At 59.3% G+C, this 16,697-nt stretch carries 16 protein-coding genes; 11 read left to right on the forward strand and 5 right to left on the reverse strand.

Features of this window, described 5'->3' with window-relative positions:
- Window positions 1-7 precede the first annotated feature (7 nt).
- The gene (locus tag V9G17_17675; GenBank protein MEI2754425.1) at window positions 8-478 is read right to left on the reverse strand and encodes a helix-turn-helix transcriptional regulator; all 471 of its coding nucleotides are present in this window, start codon (window positions 476-478) and stop codon (window positions 8-10) included.
- Between the two features lie 175 nt (window positions 479-653).
- Between V9G17_17675 and V9G17_17680 the strand changes: the two genes are divergently transcribed.
- The 11 genes from V9G17_17680 to V9G17_17730 all read left to right on the forward strand — a co-directional run bounded on the left by V9G17_17680 (window position 654) and on the right by V9G17_17730 (window position 10,038).
- Complete coding sequence (locus V9G17_17680; GenBank protein MEI2754426.1) at window positions 654-995, forward strand: hypothetical protein; 342 nt, start codon at window positions 654-656, stop codon at window positions 993-995.
- A 45-nt stretch (window positions 996-1,040) separates the two neighbouring features.
- Window positions 1,041-1,883 (forward strand): RNA methyltransferase, encoded by an 843-nt coding sequence (locus V9G17_17685; protein ID MEI2754427.1) that lies wholly within the window; start codon window positions 1,041-1,043, stop codon window positions 1,881-1,883.
- Window positions 1,884-2,952: 1,069 nt separating this feature from the next.
- A complete protein-coding gene (gene radA / locus V9G17_17690) occupies window positions 2,953-4,314 on the forward strand; it encodes a DNA repair protein RadA (GenBank protein ID MEI2754428.1) in 1,362 nt (453 codons plus the stop codon).
- A gap of 37 nt (window positions 4,315-4,351) precedes the next feature.
- The gene (locus V9G17_17695; protein MEI2754429.1) at window positions 4,352-5,155 is read left to right on the forward strand and encodes a hypothetical protein; all 804 of its coding nucleotides are present in this window, start codon (window positions 4,352-4,354) and stop codon (window positions 5,153-5,155) included.
- Window positions 5,152-5,976 (forward strand): tRNA (adenosine(37)-N6)-threonylcarbamoyltransferase complex dimerization subunit type 1 TsaB, encoded by an 825-nt coding sequence (tsaB, locus tag V9G17_17700; GenBank protein MEI2754430.1) that lies wholly within the window; start codon window positions 5,152-5,154, stop codon window positions 5,974-5,976. Before V9G17_17695 ends, tsaB begins: the two co-directional genes overlap by 4 nt.
- A 27-nt stretch (window positions 5,977-6,003) precedes the next feature.
- Entirely contained in the window at window positions 6,004-6,504 is a 501-nt protein-coding gene (gene rimI, locus V9G17_17705; protein ID MEI2754431.1) for a ribosomal protein S18-alanine N-acetyltransferase, read from the forward strand.
- A gap of 68 nt (window positions 6,505-6,572) precedes the next feature.
- On the forward strand, window positions 6,573-6,788 hold the full coding sequence (locus V9G17_17710) for a YdcH family protein (GenBank protein MEI2754432.1): 216 nt from the start codon (window positions 6,573-6,575) through the stop codon (window positions 6,786-6,788).
- A gap of 105 nt (window positions 6,789-6,893) precedes the next feature.
- Window positions 6,894-7,664, forward strand: coding sequence for a twin-arginine translocase subunit TatC (gene tatC / locus V9G17_17715; GenBank protein ID MEI2754433.1), 771 nt, complete (start codon window positions 6,894-6,896; stop codon window positions 7,662-7,664).
- A 32-nt stretch (window positions 7,665-7,696) separates the two neighbouring features.
- Window positions 7,697-8,773, forward strand: coding sequence for a hypothetical protein (locus V9G17_17720; protein MEI2754434.1), 1,077 nt, complete (start codon window positions 7,697-7,699; stop codon window positions 8,771-8,773).
- Between the two features lie 17 nt (window positions 8,774-8,790).
- Complete coding sequence (locus tag V9G17_17725; GenBank protein MEI2754435.1) at window positions 8,791-9,300, forward strand: peptidylprolyl isomerase; 510 nt, start codon at window positions 8,791-8,793, stop codon at window positions 9,298-9,300.
- A 54-nt stretch (window positions 9,301-9,354) separates the two neighbouring features.
- Window positions 9,355-10,038 (forward strand): hypothetical protein, encoded by a 684-nt coding sequence (locus tag V9G17_17730; protein ID MEI2754436.1) that lies wholly within the window; start codon window positions 9,355-9,357, stop codon window positions 10,036-10,038.
- Between the two features lie 142 nt (window positions 10,039-10,180).
- Here V9G17_17730 and V9G17_17735 read toward each other — a convergent pair whose 3' ends face one another.
- Genes V9G17_17735 through V9G17_17750 form a run of 4 tightly spaced genes read right to left on the reverse strand, consistent with a single transcriptional unit; the run spans window position 10,181 to window position 16,585 of the window.
- Window positions 10,181-11,599, reverse strand: coding sequence for a TolC family protein (locus V9G17_17735; GenBank protein ID MEI2754437.1), 1,419 nt, complete (start codon window positions 11,597-11,599; stop codon window positions 10,181-10,183).
- Window positions 11,596-12,894, reverse strand: a complete 1,299-nt coding sequence (locus tag V9G17_17740; protein ID MEI2754438.1) for an efflux RND transporter periplasmic adaptor subunit — start codon at window positions 12,892-12,894, stop codon at window positions 11,596-11,598. Before V9G17_17740 ends, V9G17_17735 begins: the two co-directional genes overlap by 4 nt.
- Complete coding sequence (locus tag V9G17_17745) at window positions 12,894-16,163, reverse strand: efflux RND transporter permease subunit (protein ID MEI2754439.1); 3,270 nt, start codon at window positions 16,161-16,163, stop codon at window positions 12,894-12,896. Before V9G17_17745 ends, V9G17_17740 begins: the two co-directional genes overlap by 1 nt.
- On the reverse strand, window positions 16,157-16,585 hold the full coding sequence (locus V9G17_17750) for a response regulator (protein MEI2754440.1): 429 nt from the start codon (window positions 16,583-16,585) through the stop codon (window positions 16,157-16,159). The genes V9G17_17745 and V9G17_17750 overlap by 7 nt, the downstream gene beginning before the upstream one ends.
- Window positions 16,586-16,697 lie beyond the last annotated feature (112 nt).

Genomic DNA, 16,697 nt, shown 5'->3' on the forward strand with positions numbered 1-16,697 from the left:
AGGCCGTCTAATCGCTGGGCGGCTCAAAATGTCCCGGCGGGCGCGATTGCCAGGGGACCGTGGCCTGCTTGGATTGTTTGACGAGGCTTCGCAGGCTCACCTCTGCGGCGCGCAGCAGTTTGGGCTCGCCACTTTGCATGAGTGCCGTCAGGAGGACGTACAGCGACCGGTCATGTCCGGCCGCCACGAGAATTCTCTCAAGGACGGGGTCGCTCCCGGTTAAAGTGGACAGGGGAGCCGGCTCATCGTCATCGTCTTTACACAGCAGGTCCAAATCAGTGGGGTGGATAAAGAGCCAGGGGAGAGGAATCTTGAGTGCGCCGGCCAGCGCTTCCAATGTTGAGGCGTTGGGATCGGCCTGTTCCGCCTCGAGCGCTTCCAGCAGAGACGTTGCGATGCCGGCCCGTTCGGCGAGCGCCGACTCGGAACATTTTTGTGAGACTCGCCAGGCACGAACCAATGAACCGATGTGTGACATGGCCCGATAATACTGCATCTCTTTCGAGCCCTGCAACGTCCTGTTTACGGGGGTCGTTCAATAGTTGCCTGTAACATCAATGTGTTATGAGCCATTCTCCTAGGTAGAACAAAGGCCGCCAAATCGGGTAGAATGAGGCGTTCTAATTGTTGTCTCGAGCGAGGAGGATCAGCCGATGTTAGGTACCGACATTCGCGGCATTATGGCCGAAGAGGAAGAAGTCCAGCGGCGGCAGGAAGCCTTGCAGTCTTTGATGTCGATGCGCGAGAAGCTGCTGCGTGAATCGCTGGAAGCGCGAATCAAGCGGGCGCGTGGAACGGGAGACTGGACGAACCTGTCACCCGCTGAATGTGCCAATATTTACAAGGAAGAGCGTGTGCACCTGCGTGCCCAGCTGGAGCGATTGAAGGCCGAGCGTGATCGCACGCGCGGCAAGCTGTCGGCTCTCAAGCGGGCCAAGGTGCGGGCGCAACGCATCCGCGCCGCCGAAGCGGCTTCCGGCAAGAAACGCAAATAGGAATATCTTGGGGAGGCCCTGCTAAGTCAGGAGGGCCTCCCTGAAGTGTTGCCGACCCTTGGATATCTGTTGACCTTCTCACCTCGCACCGTCTCCCGCAACTTTCTCTCGCACATACGAGATGTCGTCAAGACGAAGCGTACGCGTGACCGCGAGGGCGTGTTCGTGTTGGAAGGCACAAAACCCATTCTTGAATTAGTGCAGTCGGCGCCGCAGCGCATTGTCTGCCTCATCGTCACCCCCAGTTTTCTCGACCGGCAACCGCCGGAAGTCAGCCAGCAGGTGTTGGACAGTGGCTGTACCGTTCACAGTTGTCCCGAGCATACGCTGGCGCAATTGTCCGATGTCGAGACATCGACCGGGGTACTGGCCATCGTCCATCAACCCAGTTGGAACCAGTCTGCGATCCTCGCGCAACCGAAGATATTCGGTCTCTACGGGGACATGCTGCAGGACCCGACGAATATGGGGACGATTATTCGAACGGCGGCTGGACTCAACGTGAGTGCTCTGTGGTTGGCGCCCCATTCCGTCGATGTGTTCAACCCGAAAGTCGTGCGGGCCACCGCCGGCGCGCTCTTCCAGTTGCCCATCTTTCCTCAGACCAGTCTCGAAGAACTGCAGAACTTGGACTGCGCCATCTTTGCGGCTGACGCCGGAACCAGTGAGGGGTGCGTACCGATCCGGGCGATTCGGAGCATTCCCGCGCGTACGGTGTTGGCCATCGGCAGCGAAAGTCGGGGCCTCTCAGAGCCGGTTCTCGACGTGGCGACAGTCCGTTTCACTATCCCGCTGAAACCGGGTGTCGAGTCCCTCAATGCCGCCGCCGCCGCTTCCATCGCCCTGTTCCAGTTGTCCGGATTGCCGGTGGACTCACCGGCAGCGTAACGTCGGTTCTTCGGCTTCGTGCACCTCAGCGACTTCCTTGAAAACTCATGTCTGGACTCAGGGGGCTTGTCTTGCGCGATTGTTGTGTGAGCGATAAATGTCTCCAGTTGAGTCCTTGCACGATATCGTAGGACTCACGGAACCGGAGCGTGCCTGCGCAATCGTACGTGGGGCTATCCAGAATCTGAAAATAAGATTAAAGTCGGGCATGATGAGCAGCGACGTGCACCAAACCAGAGGGATCAATTCATGTGGGTACGCTTGGGCAGATGGGTGGAGTTCGGGGTGCACTTCGGGAGGCAGAGCAGGCGGTCAACAGTGCCGGACCGGTATCTTGTTCACGCATCGATACGTGTGGGAAAGAAGGAGTGGTATCACGGCCCCGATCGTTCCGAAGTAGTACAAGATATCACCGCACACCACAGCCGTCTCCCTTATCCTCGCGTTGATCACTACCCTGATCCCGAGCCACTGAGCTGGGGCATTCGAAAGGTCGCCACCTCTGCGACTCATGCGGGAATGGATGCTGAACGTCACACGTTAGGGAGGCCTATTAGAATTGTGTAGTAGGCCGGAAACGCTATCGCTACCAGCCGTCCTCTTTCCTGAGCGTTTGAATCACGGGAAACGAGTTGGATGTTAGGACTCATCCTCTGAAGAGAATAGGCGCATGCGCCTCTTGCCTCAATTGATGGTGTGAGAGACCAGATCGGCTGGCGTCATTGAACGTAGACGTCACATCGGCCCCCCATGTGTTTCCGGGTGAGCCAGATACCAGCATGGTGCCTGCTATTCGTTTTCCTTCCTGTGCCCATCCCTGACGGTGTACTCGTTTCGAAGAAAGGGATCAGGGGCAGGCAAGCCTGAGTTGTCTAGTGCCTATCACTGTGACCCATCTGCCGTCCGCCATGCGCTGATAGCATCCTGAACCCCTTCCCGAGAGTGCGAGTATGCGCGTCGTCGGCGATGGGCTAGGCTGACCTTCCCGACCCTGCGCCTTCTTCCTTTTTCTCTCCTGTTTCCTTTACGATGCATCTGAAAATTTCGCTGCGATGTGAGGCGAGGACGGATGAAGGCGAAGACGACGTTTCATTGCCAGGCGTGCGGCCATCAAGCGTTGCGATGGCTCGGGCGTTGCCCTGATTGTGGAGGCTGGAACACGCTCAAGGAAGAGCGCTTGCCGGCCGCTCCCAAAGGTCGCCAAGGCATGCCTAAAACAGCCATGGCGGTGGCGACGCCGATCTCCGACATCGAAATCGTGGGTGAGCCCAGGCATAGCACGGGGATGGGGGAGTTTGACCGTGTGTTGGGCGGCGGGGTAGTGCCCGGTTCTGTGATGTTGGTCGGCGGTGATCCCGGCATCGGCAAGACCACGCTGCTGTTACAAGCCTTGCCGCTGCTTGCGGCACCGGGGGAGCAGGTGCTGTACGTGTCAGGAGAAGAGTCGCCCCGGCAGATCAAGATGCGGGGGCAGCGTCTCGGCATCGACGGGAAACATCTGCTGATCCTCGGGGAAACGAGTCTCGAACAGATTCTCAAAGCCATCCAGGAAATCCAGCCGGCGGCCGTAGTCGTGGATTCGATTCAGACCGTCTATACAGAACAACTCACCTCGGCGCCGGGCAGTATCAGTCAGGTGCAGGAAGTCGCCGGGCAGCTCATGTGGTTCGCCAAGCGCAGCAATGTGCCGGTGTTTATCATCGGGCATGTCACGAAGGAGGGCGCCATCGCCGGCCCGCGCTTGTTGGAACACATCGTCGATACGGTGTTGTATTTCGAAGGGGATAAGAGCCACAGTTTCAGGATTTTGCGGGCCGTCAAAAATCGGTTCGGCTCAACGAACGAAATCGGCGTATTCGAGATGAAGGACGGTGGCTTGGAGGAAGTCAGCAACCCCTCCGAGTTGTTTCTCGCCGAGCGACCGCAGCGCACCACCGGCTCGGTGGTGGTGTCCAGCCTGGAGGGCACGCGGCCCATTCTCGTAGAACTGCAGGCGCTGGTATCTAGCACCAACTACCCCATGCCGAAACGCATGGCGAACGGTGTGGAGCCGAATCGTTTGTCGCTGCTGCTGGCCGTGATGGAAAAACGACTAGGCATGCACCTCTCAGGGCAGGATGTGTATGTGAATGTGGTTGGCGGGATTCATATCGACGAGCCGGCCATCGATCTGGGTATTGTGGCCGCGGTCACGTCGAGTTTGCGAGAGAGTCCGATCGATTTTACGACGCTCGTGATGGGTGAAGTCGGGTTAGGCGGTGAGGTGCGGGCGATCAGCCAGGCCGAACTACGGATTCGCGAGGCTGCAAAAATGGGATTCAAACGCTGTCTGTTGCCGGAACGGAACGTTGCAAAACTGGAACCGATCGCCGGGATTGAATTGATCGGCATTCATGAAGTGGGAGATGCGTTGGATGTGGTCCTGGCGTAACGTCCGCAGGGATGCGGGTGCCCTGGTTCTCTGTGCCATGACATGTGCGATGGTGCCCGGCTGCGCCCTGTTCAGCCCCTCCGATACCGTGCCGCTTTTGCAGGCGACGGCGGAGCAACTGACGGCGCGTCTGCAGGAACAGGCGGGAGAAGTTCGCACGATCAAGGGGTTGTTCAGCGCGAAGATCACCGGCGGCATCCTGCCGATCGGCCAGCGCATCCAAGGCACCGTGTTCTACCAACGTCCCAACGCCATCCGGCTGCGCGGTTTCTCCGCGGTGGGCAGTGAAATATTCGAGTTCGTGCAGATCGAAGATCAATTCAAACTCCGGCTGCCGACCATGGGGCGTGAGGTGAGCGGCCGCCCATCGGAGGCCGACCAACTCGGCCAACTCACGCGTCCCTTTCAGCTGAGCGTCTGGGCGATGAGCGGGATTATTGGAACACAAGCGGTGGGTCCGGATGAGTCAGTGCGATTGACGGAAGACGGCAATCGGTATCGGCTTGATGTGTCGACCGCACCGGGCAGCAATGGTACCGCTCCATTCGTGGTCAGGCGGATTTGGTTTGATCGTCGGAATTTGCTGGTCGTACAAGAGGAACGTCTGTCGCCGTCCGGTGAGGTCGAAGCCACGATGCAGTTCGACGACTACCGTGCTGTGGGCGGGGTGGCAGAGGCCCTACCGGCGTCGAATGGTCAGGCCCCAGTCGCCGGGACACGGATTATGCGCCCCTTTGCCATTAAGATGACGGATGGACAGGGATCGGGTAGTTTGCAGGTGACGTTTCACGAATTGGTGCCGAACGAACCGATCAAGCCCGGCGAGCTGGGTCGAGTATGAAGACACAATCAGTGCAGTATGTGCTGGCAATCGATACGGCGACAGCCTGGCAGACTGTCGCGCTGCTTCAGCATGACCAGGTGTTGGCTCTCGTCGAACAGGATGCTCAAGGCTCCCATGCACGGTCCTTGATGGGTGCAATTGATCGCGCATTACGCGAAGCCGGAGTCACGTTGAAGGACCTGCAAGGCCTGGCCGTGTCCATCGGACCGGGGTCGTTCACGGGTCTCCGTGTGGGGCTGGCCACTCTGTTGGGGTTTCGCGCCGTGATGGGGACTCCCATCGTGACGGTGCCGACGTTGGAAGCGCTGGCCTGGAACCTGCGCGACGTCAAGGGGCTGCTGGTGCCGGTTCTCAAGAGTCGGCACAATGAAGTCTATTGGGCCGTCTATGAATGGCTGCCGGGAACGGGTTTACGTACCCATATCGCGGAGCAGGTGGGGCCTCCTGCTTCGGTGGCTCGGGCGTTACAGGGCGCCAAGGCCTGCACGGTGTTTGGCGACGGTTGGCAAGCCTATGAAAAGGACATACGGGAGGCTATTGACGCGGCAGGCGGGCAGGTGCGGGAAGTCAGGCCGGAACAGCAACGTCCTTCGGCCGTGAGTGTCGGCCTCGCAGGCCAGCAGCGCTTGGGGGCAGGACACGTTGAGGGGCAGCAGTTGGTGCCTCGCTATGTGCAACGCACGGAAGCCGAGGTGAAGTTCGATGAGCAGCAGGGGGTGTCGGCCCTCGAACGGCGCCGACAACGGGTTGCCAGCAAATTGGCGCAGGGTCGGCGGGCACGTGGTCGAAAAGAGGCCGATCCACGAGCTCGGAAGTAGGCCACTAAATTGGAAATTGAGTCCGACATGGCGTCCGATTCGGTGGTGATTGTACCGGCGACCGCTGCGGTGCTCGATGAGGTGTTGGCCATTGAACAGGCTTGCTTCTCGGCCCCCTGGTCGCGCAAAATGTTAGCAGCCGAGTTGTCCGGTAATCAATTTGCGCAGTTCCTCATCGCGAAGTGTCCTGACCCCCGGTCAGGCGCCCTCGTGATTGCCGGGTATTTTTGTTTTTGGATCGTGTTCGAGGAAGTGCGCTTGATGAACCTGGCCGTACTTCCTGCGTTTCGCCGGCAGGGTATCGGGCGGCGGCTGGTCTGTACCGCATTGCAGGCCGGACTGACGCGGGGGGCCAGTCGGGCGATGTTGGAGGTGCGGGCGTCGAATCAGGGGGCATTGACGCTCTATGATCGGTTGGGGTTTCGTCAGATTGCCGTGCGGTCGCGCTATTATGTGAATCCCGACGAAGATGCGGTGCTCATGGAAATGACGCCGCTCCGGTTGGGGCCTTTGTGCGAGCAGCCGTAGGGCGATTCCGGGAGCCGGGCAACAGGACAGTCATCCACGAACGTGTGTAGTCAACCAGGAGGTGCGACATGCAGACGGAGACGGCGATTACTGAACGGTTACGGCAGTCCAACACAGAATTCCGCGAGCTGGAAGAATCTCACCATCGCCTCGATGCCGAGTTGTCCGATTTGCAGCGGCGACATGTGCTCACGCCGGCGGAAGAAGTGTTGAAGAAACAGTTACAAAAAGAGAAGTTGGCCACTAAGGATAAGATAGCCGAACTCATCCGATTGTCGCGTTAGCGAGGATCTCCTGTCCTCCGTTCCGGCCGCTTCCCGCCGTGCTCGATTTCAGCCGGTGGCGGCATCGGAGCAAATACAGGATCGGGTCGTTGGTTCAGACAGGCAATGCTCGCACCACTGGCCGCCCATATTCAGTCGCTCAAGAAGCGGCTTCTGATCATCGTGGTGACCTTGGCGGTCGCGTTTGCCACGGCGTTTGCCTACTCCTCCGAGATGGTCGCCTGGCTCAATCGTCCGTTTCCCAATCAGCTGGTGTTCTACGGACCGACGGAAGCGCTGTTCGCATCCATCAAAGTGTCGTTTCTGGCAGGTATTATCCTCAGCCTGCCGATGGTCTTCTATCAGTGTTGGAAGTTTATCGAGCCAGCGTTGCTCCCGAAGGAGCAGCGCTGGGCGATCCCCTTGCTCCTGCTCGCGGCGCTGCTGTTCGCGCTCGGCCTGATTTTTTGCAATCTCGTGATCCTGCCGCTGGTCATCGACTTCTTCGTCAGCTTCGGAATGGATCGGGACATCACCCCTGCGCTCGGTGTGGGGACCTATATCGACTTCAACGTCAAATTTCTCCTGATCTTCGGCTGCGCCTTTGAACTGCCGCTGGTGTTGACCCTGCTCTCGCGTGTGGGTGTCGTGTCGGCTGCGGTGTTGGCCCACTATCGCAAACATGCCATCATGGCGGCGCTCATCATTTCGGCTATCGTGACCCCGGATGCTACGCTCTTCACCATGTTGCTGATGGCCGTCCCGCTCATGGTACTCTATGAAATCGGGATTATCGGCGCCAAGATTTTCGGGCGGGCCGCAGGGCCGTCGCCTGACATGAATCTACCGCTCGACCCGGATATACCCATCGGCACAGCCGGTCATCGCGTGCGGTGATCCGCACACACAGTGGGAAGGATGGTCACGCTATGCTGCGTCATATGCTGATGTTGGCGGTGTTTGCACTCGGGAGCCTGCAGGCGGGCGCACAGGCGGCCTCCTTTTCGGGCGGCAGCGAGGGCGGGTCTCCGCTGAATCTGGAACAGGCGCACCCGGCTCAGGAGCCCGGCGCTACCGCCGATATCGGCAATACGAGTATTCAGGCGTTAACGGTCGGTACCGGGGGGGTGATCTATGCCGGGTCTTTCGGTATGGGTATTTTTCGAAGCGCTGATCGCGGCGGGTCCTGGACGTCGGCCAACCAGGGAGTGACCGATCCGTTCGTGCTCTGCCTCACCACCGGCAAAGATGGTGCGATTTATGCGGGCACGTTTCGCGGTGGCGTCTTTCGTTCGCGTGACGGCGGCAAGAGTTGGCAGCCGATCAACAAGGGCCTCAAACGGTTGGAGATCAAAGCCTTGATGATGGATGCCAAAGGGCTCTATGCCGGGACCGGCGACGGCGTCTATCTCTTGAATGCCGCGCAAGACCAATGGAAGGCTGTCTCAACCGGTCTGGATGAGATTCTGGTTCACGCCTTGGCGCGTACCGACGACGGAACCCTCTACGCAGGTACGTCCGGGAAAGGCGTGCATAGTTACAAGGAGCGGGCGGCGGGATGGACACGTTTGCGACAGGGCCTCCGTGATCACGAAGGATTGGTGGAGAATTTTATTCGCGTGCTGGCCGTGGATAAAGAACAGGGCGTTTATGCCGGCACGTTCGACGGGGGCGTCTTTCGTAGCGGCGACGCAGGAAAGACCTGGTTGCCGATCAGCCGGGCCTTGCCGAACGATTCGATTCGCGGTTTGATCAGCAACGACCGCGGTGTCTATGTCGCCACGGGGCGGGGCATTTTCAAGACCGTCGACAAGGGCCGGCAATGGGTGCCCTTGAACAAAGGGCTTAGCAATCTGTCGGTGCAAGTGTTGATCGAAGGTGACAAAGGGGGCTTTTACGCCGGCACCAGTTCTGGGGTCTTTCGCAGCGATGACGATGGCCTCACCTGGACGGCGGTCAGCCAAGGATTGGAAGGGGAGAGTATCGCGCCCTTCAAGTTTAATTAAGGAGGAAAGGATACGAGATGACGGCACAAGCAGGTTCACCAGTCGCGACCATTTCCGTAACATCCAAGGGCGAAGCATGGGGCGAGATCGTGCTGCGCTTGTTTCCGGACGTGGCGCCCAATCACGTGAAGAATTTCGTGGATCTGGCCAAAAAAGGCTTCTACAACGGCACGACCTTTCACCGGGTCATCCCCGGGTTCATGATTCAGGGCGGCGATCCCAACAGCAAGAATCCGGACCGTGCCTCGCACGGGATGGGTGGTCCCGGGCACAACGTGAAGGCGGAGTTCAACAGCAAGCCGCACAAGCGCGGCACCCTCTCCATGGCGCGCGCCAACGATCCGGACAGCGCGGGTTCCCAGTTTTTCATCTGCGTCAACGATGCCAACTTTTTAGACTGGCAGTATACGGCATTCGGTGAAGTGCAGAGCGGGCTGGAAGTGGTCGATAAGGTGGTCGGCGCCAAGCGCGACGGGCGGGACAATCCGCTGGAGCGCGTTGAAATGACCGTGACGATTACCGAGTAGTCTCAAGCGTTGTTCGTGAAGCGCAAGAAGACCATAGTTTCAGCCAGGGGGCCGATGCGATTTTTGCGCTTCACGTTTCACGTGTCCCGGTTGGCGGTGCTCTGTATGCTTGCCGCCGGATGTGCCATCCCTCAAGTTCCCTCGCGGACCGTCTACGAAGATCCCGTCAATTTTGTCCGCTTGGAGTTGGATGCCAATGTGCTGCCGGAGTGGCCGCCGGGTCATTTCACGCATCCGGCCCAGTTCTCCCACGAGCAGGTGCGCCGCGTGCTGATGGGGCTTACGGTGCAGGAGCACCGCGTGTCGATTCAGCGCTGGATCGGGGGAGACTCGATCCGTTTGCCGATGTTTCGGGACGGAGAGATCGCGATATTGGTACCGCAGTTGGTCGAAGCGTTACGATTGGCGCGGGAGAATGAGCGGGTTACCTATTACCTGAGCCACCCGCAGACGTCGATCAAACGGATCATCACGTCCGGCGGACTCTACGTCAGGGGCACCGAGCTCCATTTTATTTTGGGGAATTGGCAGACCGTCTACGGCATTCCGGCCTACGGGATGATTTACGATCGCCGCTACCCGATGAACCCTATCGCCTCGAAGGGGTTCGATCTGTTTTTTGATCTCGACGAAGCGATGGTGCATCAGAGCACCAGCATTTGGGACTGGCTCCTCGCCAACTCGAAAGATGAATTGGTGATCGATCTTGCCAGAGTCTTTCCGGGGGAACGAGTATAAACGGAACGCCGCGTCGATCGTGAAGCCTCTCTTGTGAAGCGCCTTACAAGCCGATCACTCCCGGCTCATTGCTGAAGACAGGAGAGGTGAACGACGCTTCACGAATGAGGAGACCTGCTCCGGCTACGGACTCACCCGTTGGCTAATTGGCTGGGTGCGGGCCCACGGCATCCGGTGAAGGGGGGCTGACGCGACTTAATAACAGCGCGTGCCCTGTGTCGTCGCCTTGCGAGGTATAGGCCAGCGTGACTTCCGCGATCTTGTAGTCGAATTGAGTTTCTGCGAGCCGGGTTTGTGCCGCCGTCACCGCCACTTCGGATTGGGTCACTTCCACCACCGTGCCTAGCCCCAGTTTGTAGCGTTGCTTTGAAAGCTGCAAGGCTTCCTGCGCCGTCTTGACCTGTTCTTCAGCCAGGGTAATTTGTTGCGCGAAGGTCAGGGTGTCGAGGTAGGCGTTGGTCACCTGTTGCGTCAACGCCTGTTCGATGTTGCTGGTTGCAGCGGAGGCGGCCTGACGATTGGCGTTGGCCTCCACGACCTGATTCTCGATCAGAAATCCGGTGAAGAGGGGCATCGACACCATCGCGCCGGCCATCCACCAGCCGCCGGTCTGCTGGTTCTGGCGGGCATCGAAAGGATCGAAGGTGCCGCCACTGGCGATCGCCGAGACCGTCGGCAGGTACTGGCGTTTGGTCGCGGTCAGCCTCGCATCGGCTGATGCAGTCTGTTCCTTCGCGCGTTTCACTTCCGGATGCGACAGGCTTTCGTTGATCAGGCTCTCCAGTGTCTTCTGCGGTCGCACCTCCACGGAAATATCTTCGAGAACGTAGTCGTCGGCTCCGACAATGCCCATGGTCCGGTTCAAATCGGCATAGCTGGCTTTCAAATCGTTGCGGCTGCGCACCAGAAGCGATTGCGCATTGACCAGCTCCACATGCGCCAGATCGAAGTCGAGCTTCGATTTCAGTTGTTGGCGATAGAGGGTTTCGATCTGCCCGGCGATGATCCCGCGCTCTCGGACGGTTTCTTCCGCAATCTGGACCAGCCGCTTCCGCTTGAGACTATTCAGGTAGGCTCGTTGCACATACAGCAACACCAGGGCGCGGCGAGCACTGACATCTTGTCCCTGTGCGCGTTCGGCGAGTTTGCTCGACTCCACCAGATTGCTCGTGTAGCCGAAGTCGTAGATGCGTTGGTTGGCGATCACGCCGCCGGTGAAGGTGGACTGGTTTTCACGGAGCAATCCACCGCCGACCATGAAGCGCGGGTTGCTCACCCCGGCGCCTGCTATCGTGTTGGCGTTCGCATAGACTTGCGGGTAGTAGAGGGAGCGAGCCTGTTCGGTGCGCGCTTCCGAGGCTTTCAGATTCGCCGCGCCTTCGAGCAGCATGGGGTGGTTTTTCACCGCAATATCGACGGCGCGCTGTACGCCCAGAAAGCTGCCGTGGGGCAACGTCAGGGGCGGTTCTGTCTCCTCGGCCTGCGAGGCAGAGGTCAACAGCGCGGTCAAGGCCAGTGTTGTCAGTGTCAGAAGGACCGTATGGCGCGACAAGCGTCTCATGGGCGTTCTCCCTGTTTCTGCGAGGTCCCGTTCGGTGCGGAGGTCGGCGGCGGGGGCGTGCCCCCGGGAACGCGACGCTCAAATTTCTGTTGGGATAGTTTGGCGTCAGGCAGATTAAACGGCGAGCCTTGAACCGGCATACCGTCCAGCAGACGGCGTTTACCGACCGCGACGACCTCTTCGTGGCCCTGCAAACCGGAGGTGATTTCGATCCAGCGGCCATCGCTGATGCCGGTCTGTACCACGACCGATTTGGCTTTGCCCTCTTCGACGATGAAGACCGATTTACCTTTGGGTGTGCTGATGACTGCCTGTGGTGGAACGACGAGAGCCTGGGGAATTTCCCGCAACCCGAGTGCCACTTCGGCGAAGGTTCCTGGACGGAGCGCATGGTCTGCATTGGGCAGATCGATCTCAATCAGGAGGCTTCGCGTCGCGGGATCAAGCGCCAGCGTGGAGCGCGTGACCACGCCACTGAATGTGCGGTTGGGCAGCTCCGTGACTTTCACAGTTGCGCTGGTTGTGCCGGGCACGATCCAGGGGCTGTCGTCCTGCGGGACATTTGCATAAACACGAACCGTGTTGAGGTCCATGATCGTAAACAGCGGAATGGCACTGGTGGCCGACGAGGTGGCGATCTGAATCAATGAGCCGGGGTCGGCAAAACGCGCGGTGACGATGCCGTCATAGGGCGCGCGGACTTTGGTGTAGTCCCGCATCGCGACACGTTGCTCCATGAGGTGTCGAGCCCCTTGATAGGACGCTTCCGCCACGTCCACATCCTGTTTCGCAATCACGTCCGGCGATTCCTTCCACACCTTGGCGAGCCGCTCGTAGGTCAATTGTTTGATTTTGTAATCCGACACCGCCTGCTGGTACTGCTCTTCGACTTCCGGGGCGTCGATCACGGCGACGACTTGGTTCTTTTTGACGGCATCGCCCTTGTCGGGGCCGATCCATTTCAGATAACCGGAGACCTTGGCGTAGAGCGTCGTCTGGTAGAGCGGCGATACATTGGCTGGGAGCTTGATCGTATAGACCAGGTCTCGACGGGTCGGTTTCGTGACCTGCACATCGACCGGCGTCGAATCCAACTCTGAGGGAGTCGGGGCGGCTGACTTGTCCGATTGCGCCGTCGCAGCCGGTTTTGCCGGAGCCGAGGGGTCAGCCGGTTCGTCACTCTGCCAAGAGAGATAGCCGCCGATCGCCAGGACCAGGAGCACGGCGGTCCCAATCCAGAGTGGCGTACGGTTGGATCGCTGGACGAGAGGGGGTGGAACTACCTGTTCGGTCATTAAATTTCCTCCAGAGTCGCGGGTGCGGTCGAAGACACAGGGGGACGTTCCCGGCGAATCAACACCAAGGAGTGCATGACCGGGACCACCAAGAGGGTCATGATCGTGCTGACCGCCAGGCCGCCGACCACCGCACGGGCCAGGGGCACCATGGTTTCATTGCCTTCTCCGAAGCCGAGGGCCAGCGGCAGTAGGCCGAGGATCGTTGCGAGGGCCGTCATGAGAATCGGCCGGATGCGCCGCCGGCCGGCTTCCAGTACGGCATGTTCGGCGGTTGATCCGTGGCGGACCATACGATTGGCAAAATCGACGAGCAGAATACTGTTCGAGACCACGATGCCCATCATCATCAACGTGCCGATCATGGATTCAACATTGACCGAGGTATTCGTGAGGTGCAGGGTCAGCACCGTGCCGATCCATCCGAGCGGCACGGCCACCAGGATGATGAGGGGATCGATGAACGACCGGAACAAGGCCACCATCACGAGATAGATCAGCACCACGGCGAGCGGGAGGGCCAGGGCGAAGTTCTGGATCGCGCCGCGCATGTTGGCCACTTCGCCGCGCAAGTGCACCGTGACGTCTTTTGGCAGGGGAACGCCGGCCAACGCCTTTTCGATATCCTTCGCCACGCGGCCGAGATCGTTTCCCACCGGCGTCACCAGCACGTTGATCAATCGCGAGAGGTCATAGTGATCGATCGAATCGGGACCGGTCTTGAATTTTAGAGAGGCCACATCCCGCAGCAGGACGGGCGGTCCACGCCGGTCGTCTCCCGAGGCGTAGTACCCGCTTGTCATCTCCATCTGCCGTCCAGCAAACGGCGTGTTCTGCAGTGCCAACGTGGAGCCTTGCATGCCGCCGCCCGTGAGGCTGGCGGTTGGTAGCAGCGGCGTGCGCGCACCGATGATCGGGATGTTGAGCAGGTTTTCCGTGGTGGTGAGCGACTGCTCAGGGTACTGCGCCAGCAGGAAATAGCCGTTGGCGGTCTTGGGATCCAGCCAATAATTGGGAGAGAGGGCGAGGTTGGAGCTGATGCCGGTCACTACGTCGACCACGACGCGGTTCTGGTTGATGCCGTAGTAGGCGGCTTTGGTACGATCCACATCGATATGCAGTTCGGGATAACTCTTGCCCTGCTTGATCCGCACGTCAACTGTGTTAGGCACCTGCGCGATCCGTTGCTGGATTTGCTCCGCCACCGGCCTGACGATGTCGAGGTTGGGACCCTTGACCTGGATGTCGATGGGGGCTTTGAGGCCGAAGTTCAACACATCGCTGATGATGCCGCCGGTTTGGAAGGCGATCTCGACGCCGGGCAACGAAGTCTTAAACTGTTTGCGTAGGTCCGTAATGTAGTCTTCCGTGTGGCCCTTGTGGCCGGTGACCAGGTTCACGAGCACGAAGGCGGTATGGTTGCCCGTGTTCGGCGCGAAACGAGCGGCATCGCCATAGTACAGCCCGGTGTTTGAGATGACTTCTTCCAGGTCGTCTTTCGGGATCGTGTCGTGCACGAGTTGTTCGATTTGACCCACGATGGCCGTGGTCTTTTCGATTCGTGAACCTTCCGGCGCCACCACCAGCATCGTGAAATTGCCTGCATCCACCTTGGGAAAGAACTCGGTATGGAGACGAGGCAACAGAAAGACTGCGGTGGCGACCAGGGCGAGCGCAGCCAAGCCGATCACGACGGGTTTGAATCGTACGCCGGCCATGAGCAACGGTTCGTAGATGGCCAACACATACCGGAACCACCCCTCGTCGGCCGATGCCTCATGATCGGACGACTTGGCATGCCCGGCTTGGTAGAGCCAAGCCAAGACGACCGGCGTTACCGACATGGAGACGACATAGTCGGCCAACATGGCAAAGGCCACCGTCATGGCCAGCGGCACGAAGAGATACTTCACGATGCCGGTAAAAAACATGATGGGCAGATAGACGATGAGGATGCAGATCGTCGCAACCAGGATCGGTAGCGTCAGCTCCATCGCGCTGTCCTCCGCCGCCGAACGCCCGTCCTTGCCCATCTCCAAATGCCGGTGCAGATTCTCCTGCACGACGATGTTGTTGTCCAGCAGGGTGCCGATCACCAGGGCGAGCCCGCCCAGCGTCATCAAGTTCACGCTTTGCCCGGTGAGGTAGAGCGCCACCAGCGCGGCGGTCAACGACAGAGGAATGGCCAGCCCGACGACGAGTGCCGCTTTGACACTCGCCAGGAAAATGAAAATCATGAGGCCGGCCAGTCCGGCACCGAGGAGGCCTTCTTTCTGCAAATTGGCAATGGCCTGGCGAATGTAGAGTGATTGGTCGTAGATAAACTTGATGGTTGTCCCGGACGGAATCTCCGTGAGCTTTGAGAGCTTCGCACGAATGCCGTCGGTGACTTCCAGGGTGTTGGCGCCCTCCTGCCTGGTGATCGGAATATAGGTTGCTTCGCGGCCGTTCACCCGCACGATCGAGGTCTGCACGGCGGCGCTATCGGCGGCGGTGCCGATGTCGCGGATCAACACCGGAGTGCCGTTCACGATCTTGATGGGAATGTCGTTGATCTTGTCCACCACGTCAATGAGGCTGTTGGAGTAGACGTAGTAGTCGAGGTCGCCGATTTTGATGTTGCCCGCCGGGATGATGGCGCTCTGCGCATTGAGTGCATTGACCACTTCGGACGGAGACACGCCGCGCGCAAGCAGTCGTTGTTGGTCGAGAAAGACGGTGATTTGCCGGACCTTGCCGCCCAGCGGAGGGCCGAAGGAAATGCCGGGAATAGTCGCGATCTGTTGGCGTACGTTGAAGTATGCCAGGTCTCGGATTTCCTTGGGGCCGAGTGTGTCGCTGGAGATGGAGAGGTATCCGACCGGCAGACTGGATACGCCAAACTTATAGACGGAGGGCGGGTAGACGCCGGGCGGCAGCAGACGGATGATGCTGTAGGCCAGACTGGTCAACTCCGATTGGGCCGCATCGATCCCATAGTCCGGCTGGAAGAACACCTTGATGTAACTCATCCCGGAGAGCGACTGGGATTCGATGTGTTCGACATAACTGGCCTCGACGAAGCGTTGCTCCATCTTGAGCGTGATCGCCCCTTCCATTTCGCTGGGGCTCAATCCGCGATAGAACGTCGTGACGAGAATCGAGGGCAGTTTGATCTCGGGAAAGATGTCCACGCGCATCTTCTGATAGGAGACGGCGCCTAGGATCAGCGCGATCATGCAGAGCGCAAAGACGGCGTAGGGATTTTTGAGGGCGGCGCGGGTCAGCATGAGGTGGCCATCCGTCGGGTGCAGTTGTGTTCGAGCCAGAATTTCCAGAGGTGGAGGGAAAGGCTCACAAGGTCATCGAATTGCCCCGGCTTGACCACGTAGCCGTTGGCCCCGGCCTGGTAGCAGGCCCGCACATCCATGGCGTCGTCGGAGCTGGTGAGGATCACCACTGGAATCGGTGCAAATCGCGCATCCTGTTTCAAGCGTGTCAGCAGATCCACCCCGCGTTCCCCCTTCAACTTGAGGTCGAGCAGGATCAAGCCCGGTTCATCGCTGGGCACGTGATCGTGAAGATAGGTCATTGCCGTATGGCTGCCATCGGTGATCTCCAAGCGTCCCTTGTATCCGGACTGCGTCAGGGCCTGGCGAAAAAGTTCACATTCGCCGGGGCTGTCGTCGATGAGCAGGATGGATGAGGGCATAGTGTCTCTGTCCGGTTGATTCTAAAGCAGCACAGAGCAGGGATCGTGCCGTGCGGAGCGATGATGTCTGAAGTGATGAACGTGCCAGCAAAAACAAGCACTCGAAGGAAGA

Source organism: Nitrospira sp. (assembly GCA_037045225.1).
In the GTDB taxonomy this organism is placed as follows: domain Bacteria; phylum Nitrospirota; class Nitrospiria; order Nitrospirales; family Nitrospiraceae; genus Nitrospira_A.

Coding starts and splice junctions, on each gene's coding strand:
- V9G17_17675 (MEI2754425.1), bottom strand. CDS start 478: ATGTCACACATCGGTTCATTGGTTCGTGCCTGGCGAGTCTCACAAAAA.
- V9G17_17680 (MEI2754426.1), top strand. CDS start 654: ATGTTAGGTACCGACATTCGCGGCATTATGGCCGAAGAGGAAGAAGTC.
- radA (MEI2754428.1), top strand. CDS start 2,953: ATGAAGGCGAAGACGACGTTTCATTGCCAGGCGTGCGGCCATCAAGCG.
- V9G17_17695 (MEI2754429.1), top strand. CDS start 4,352: ATGACATGTGCGATGGTGCCCGGCTGCGCCCTGTTCAGCCCCTCCGAT.
- tsaB (MEI2754430.1), top strand. CDS start 5,152: ATGAAGACACAATCAGTGCAGTATGTGCTGGCAATCGATACGGCGACA.
- rimI (MEI2754431.1), top strand. CDS start 6,004: ATGGCGTCCGATTCGGTGGTGATTGTACCGGCGACCGCTGCGGTGCTC.
- V9G17_17710 (MEI2754432.1), top strand. CDS start 6,573: ATGCAGACGGAGACGGCGATTACTGAACGGTTACGGCAGTCCAACACA.
- tatC (MEI2754433.1), top strand. CDS start 6,894: ATGCTCGCACCACTGGCCGCCCATATTCAGTCGCTCAAGAAGCGGCTT.
- V9G17_17720 (MEI2754434.1), top strand. CDS start 7,697: ATGCTGCGTCATATGCTGATGTTGGCGGTGTTTGCACTCGGGAGCCTG.
- V9G17_17725 (MEI2754435.1), top strand. CDS start 8,791: ATGACGGCACAAGCAGGTTCACCAGTCGCGACCATTTCCGTAACATCC.
- V9G17_17730 (MEI2754436.1), top strand. CDS start 9,355: ATGCGATTTTTGCGCTTCACGTTTCACGTGTCCCGGTTGGCGGTGCTC.
- V9G17_17735 (MEI2754437.1), bottom strand. CDS start 11,599: ATGAGACGCTTGTCGCGCCATACGGTCCTTCTGACACTGACAACACTG.
- V9G17_17740 (MEI2754438.1), bottom strand. CDS start 12,894: ATGACCGAACAGGTAGTTCCACCCCCTCTCGTCCAGCGATCCAACCGT.
- V9G17_17745 (MEI2754439.1), bottom strand. CDS start 16,163: ATGCTGACCCGCGCCGCCCTCAAAAATCCCTACGCCGTCTTTGCGCTC.
- V9G17_17750 (MEI2754440.1), bottom strand. CDS start 16,585: ATGCCCTCATCCATCCTGCTCATCGACGACAGCCCCGGCGAATGTGAA.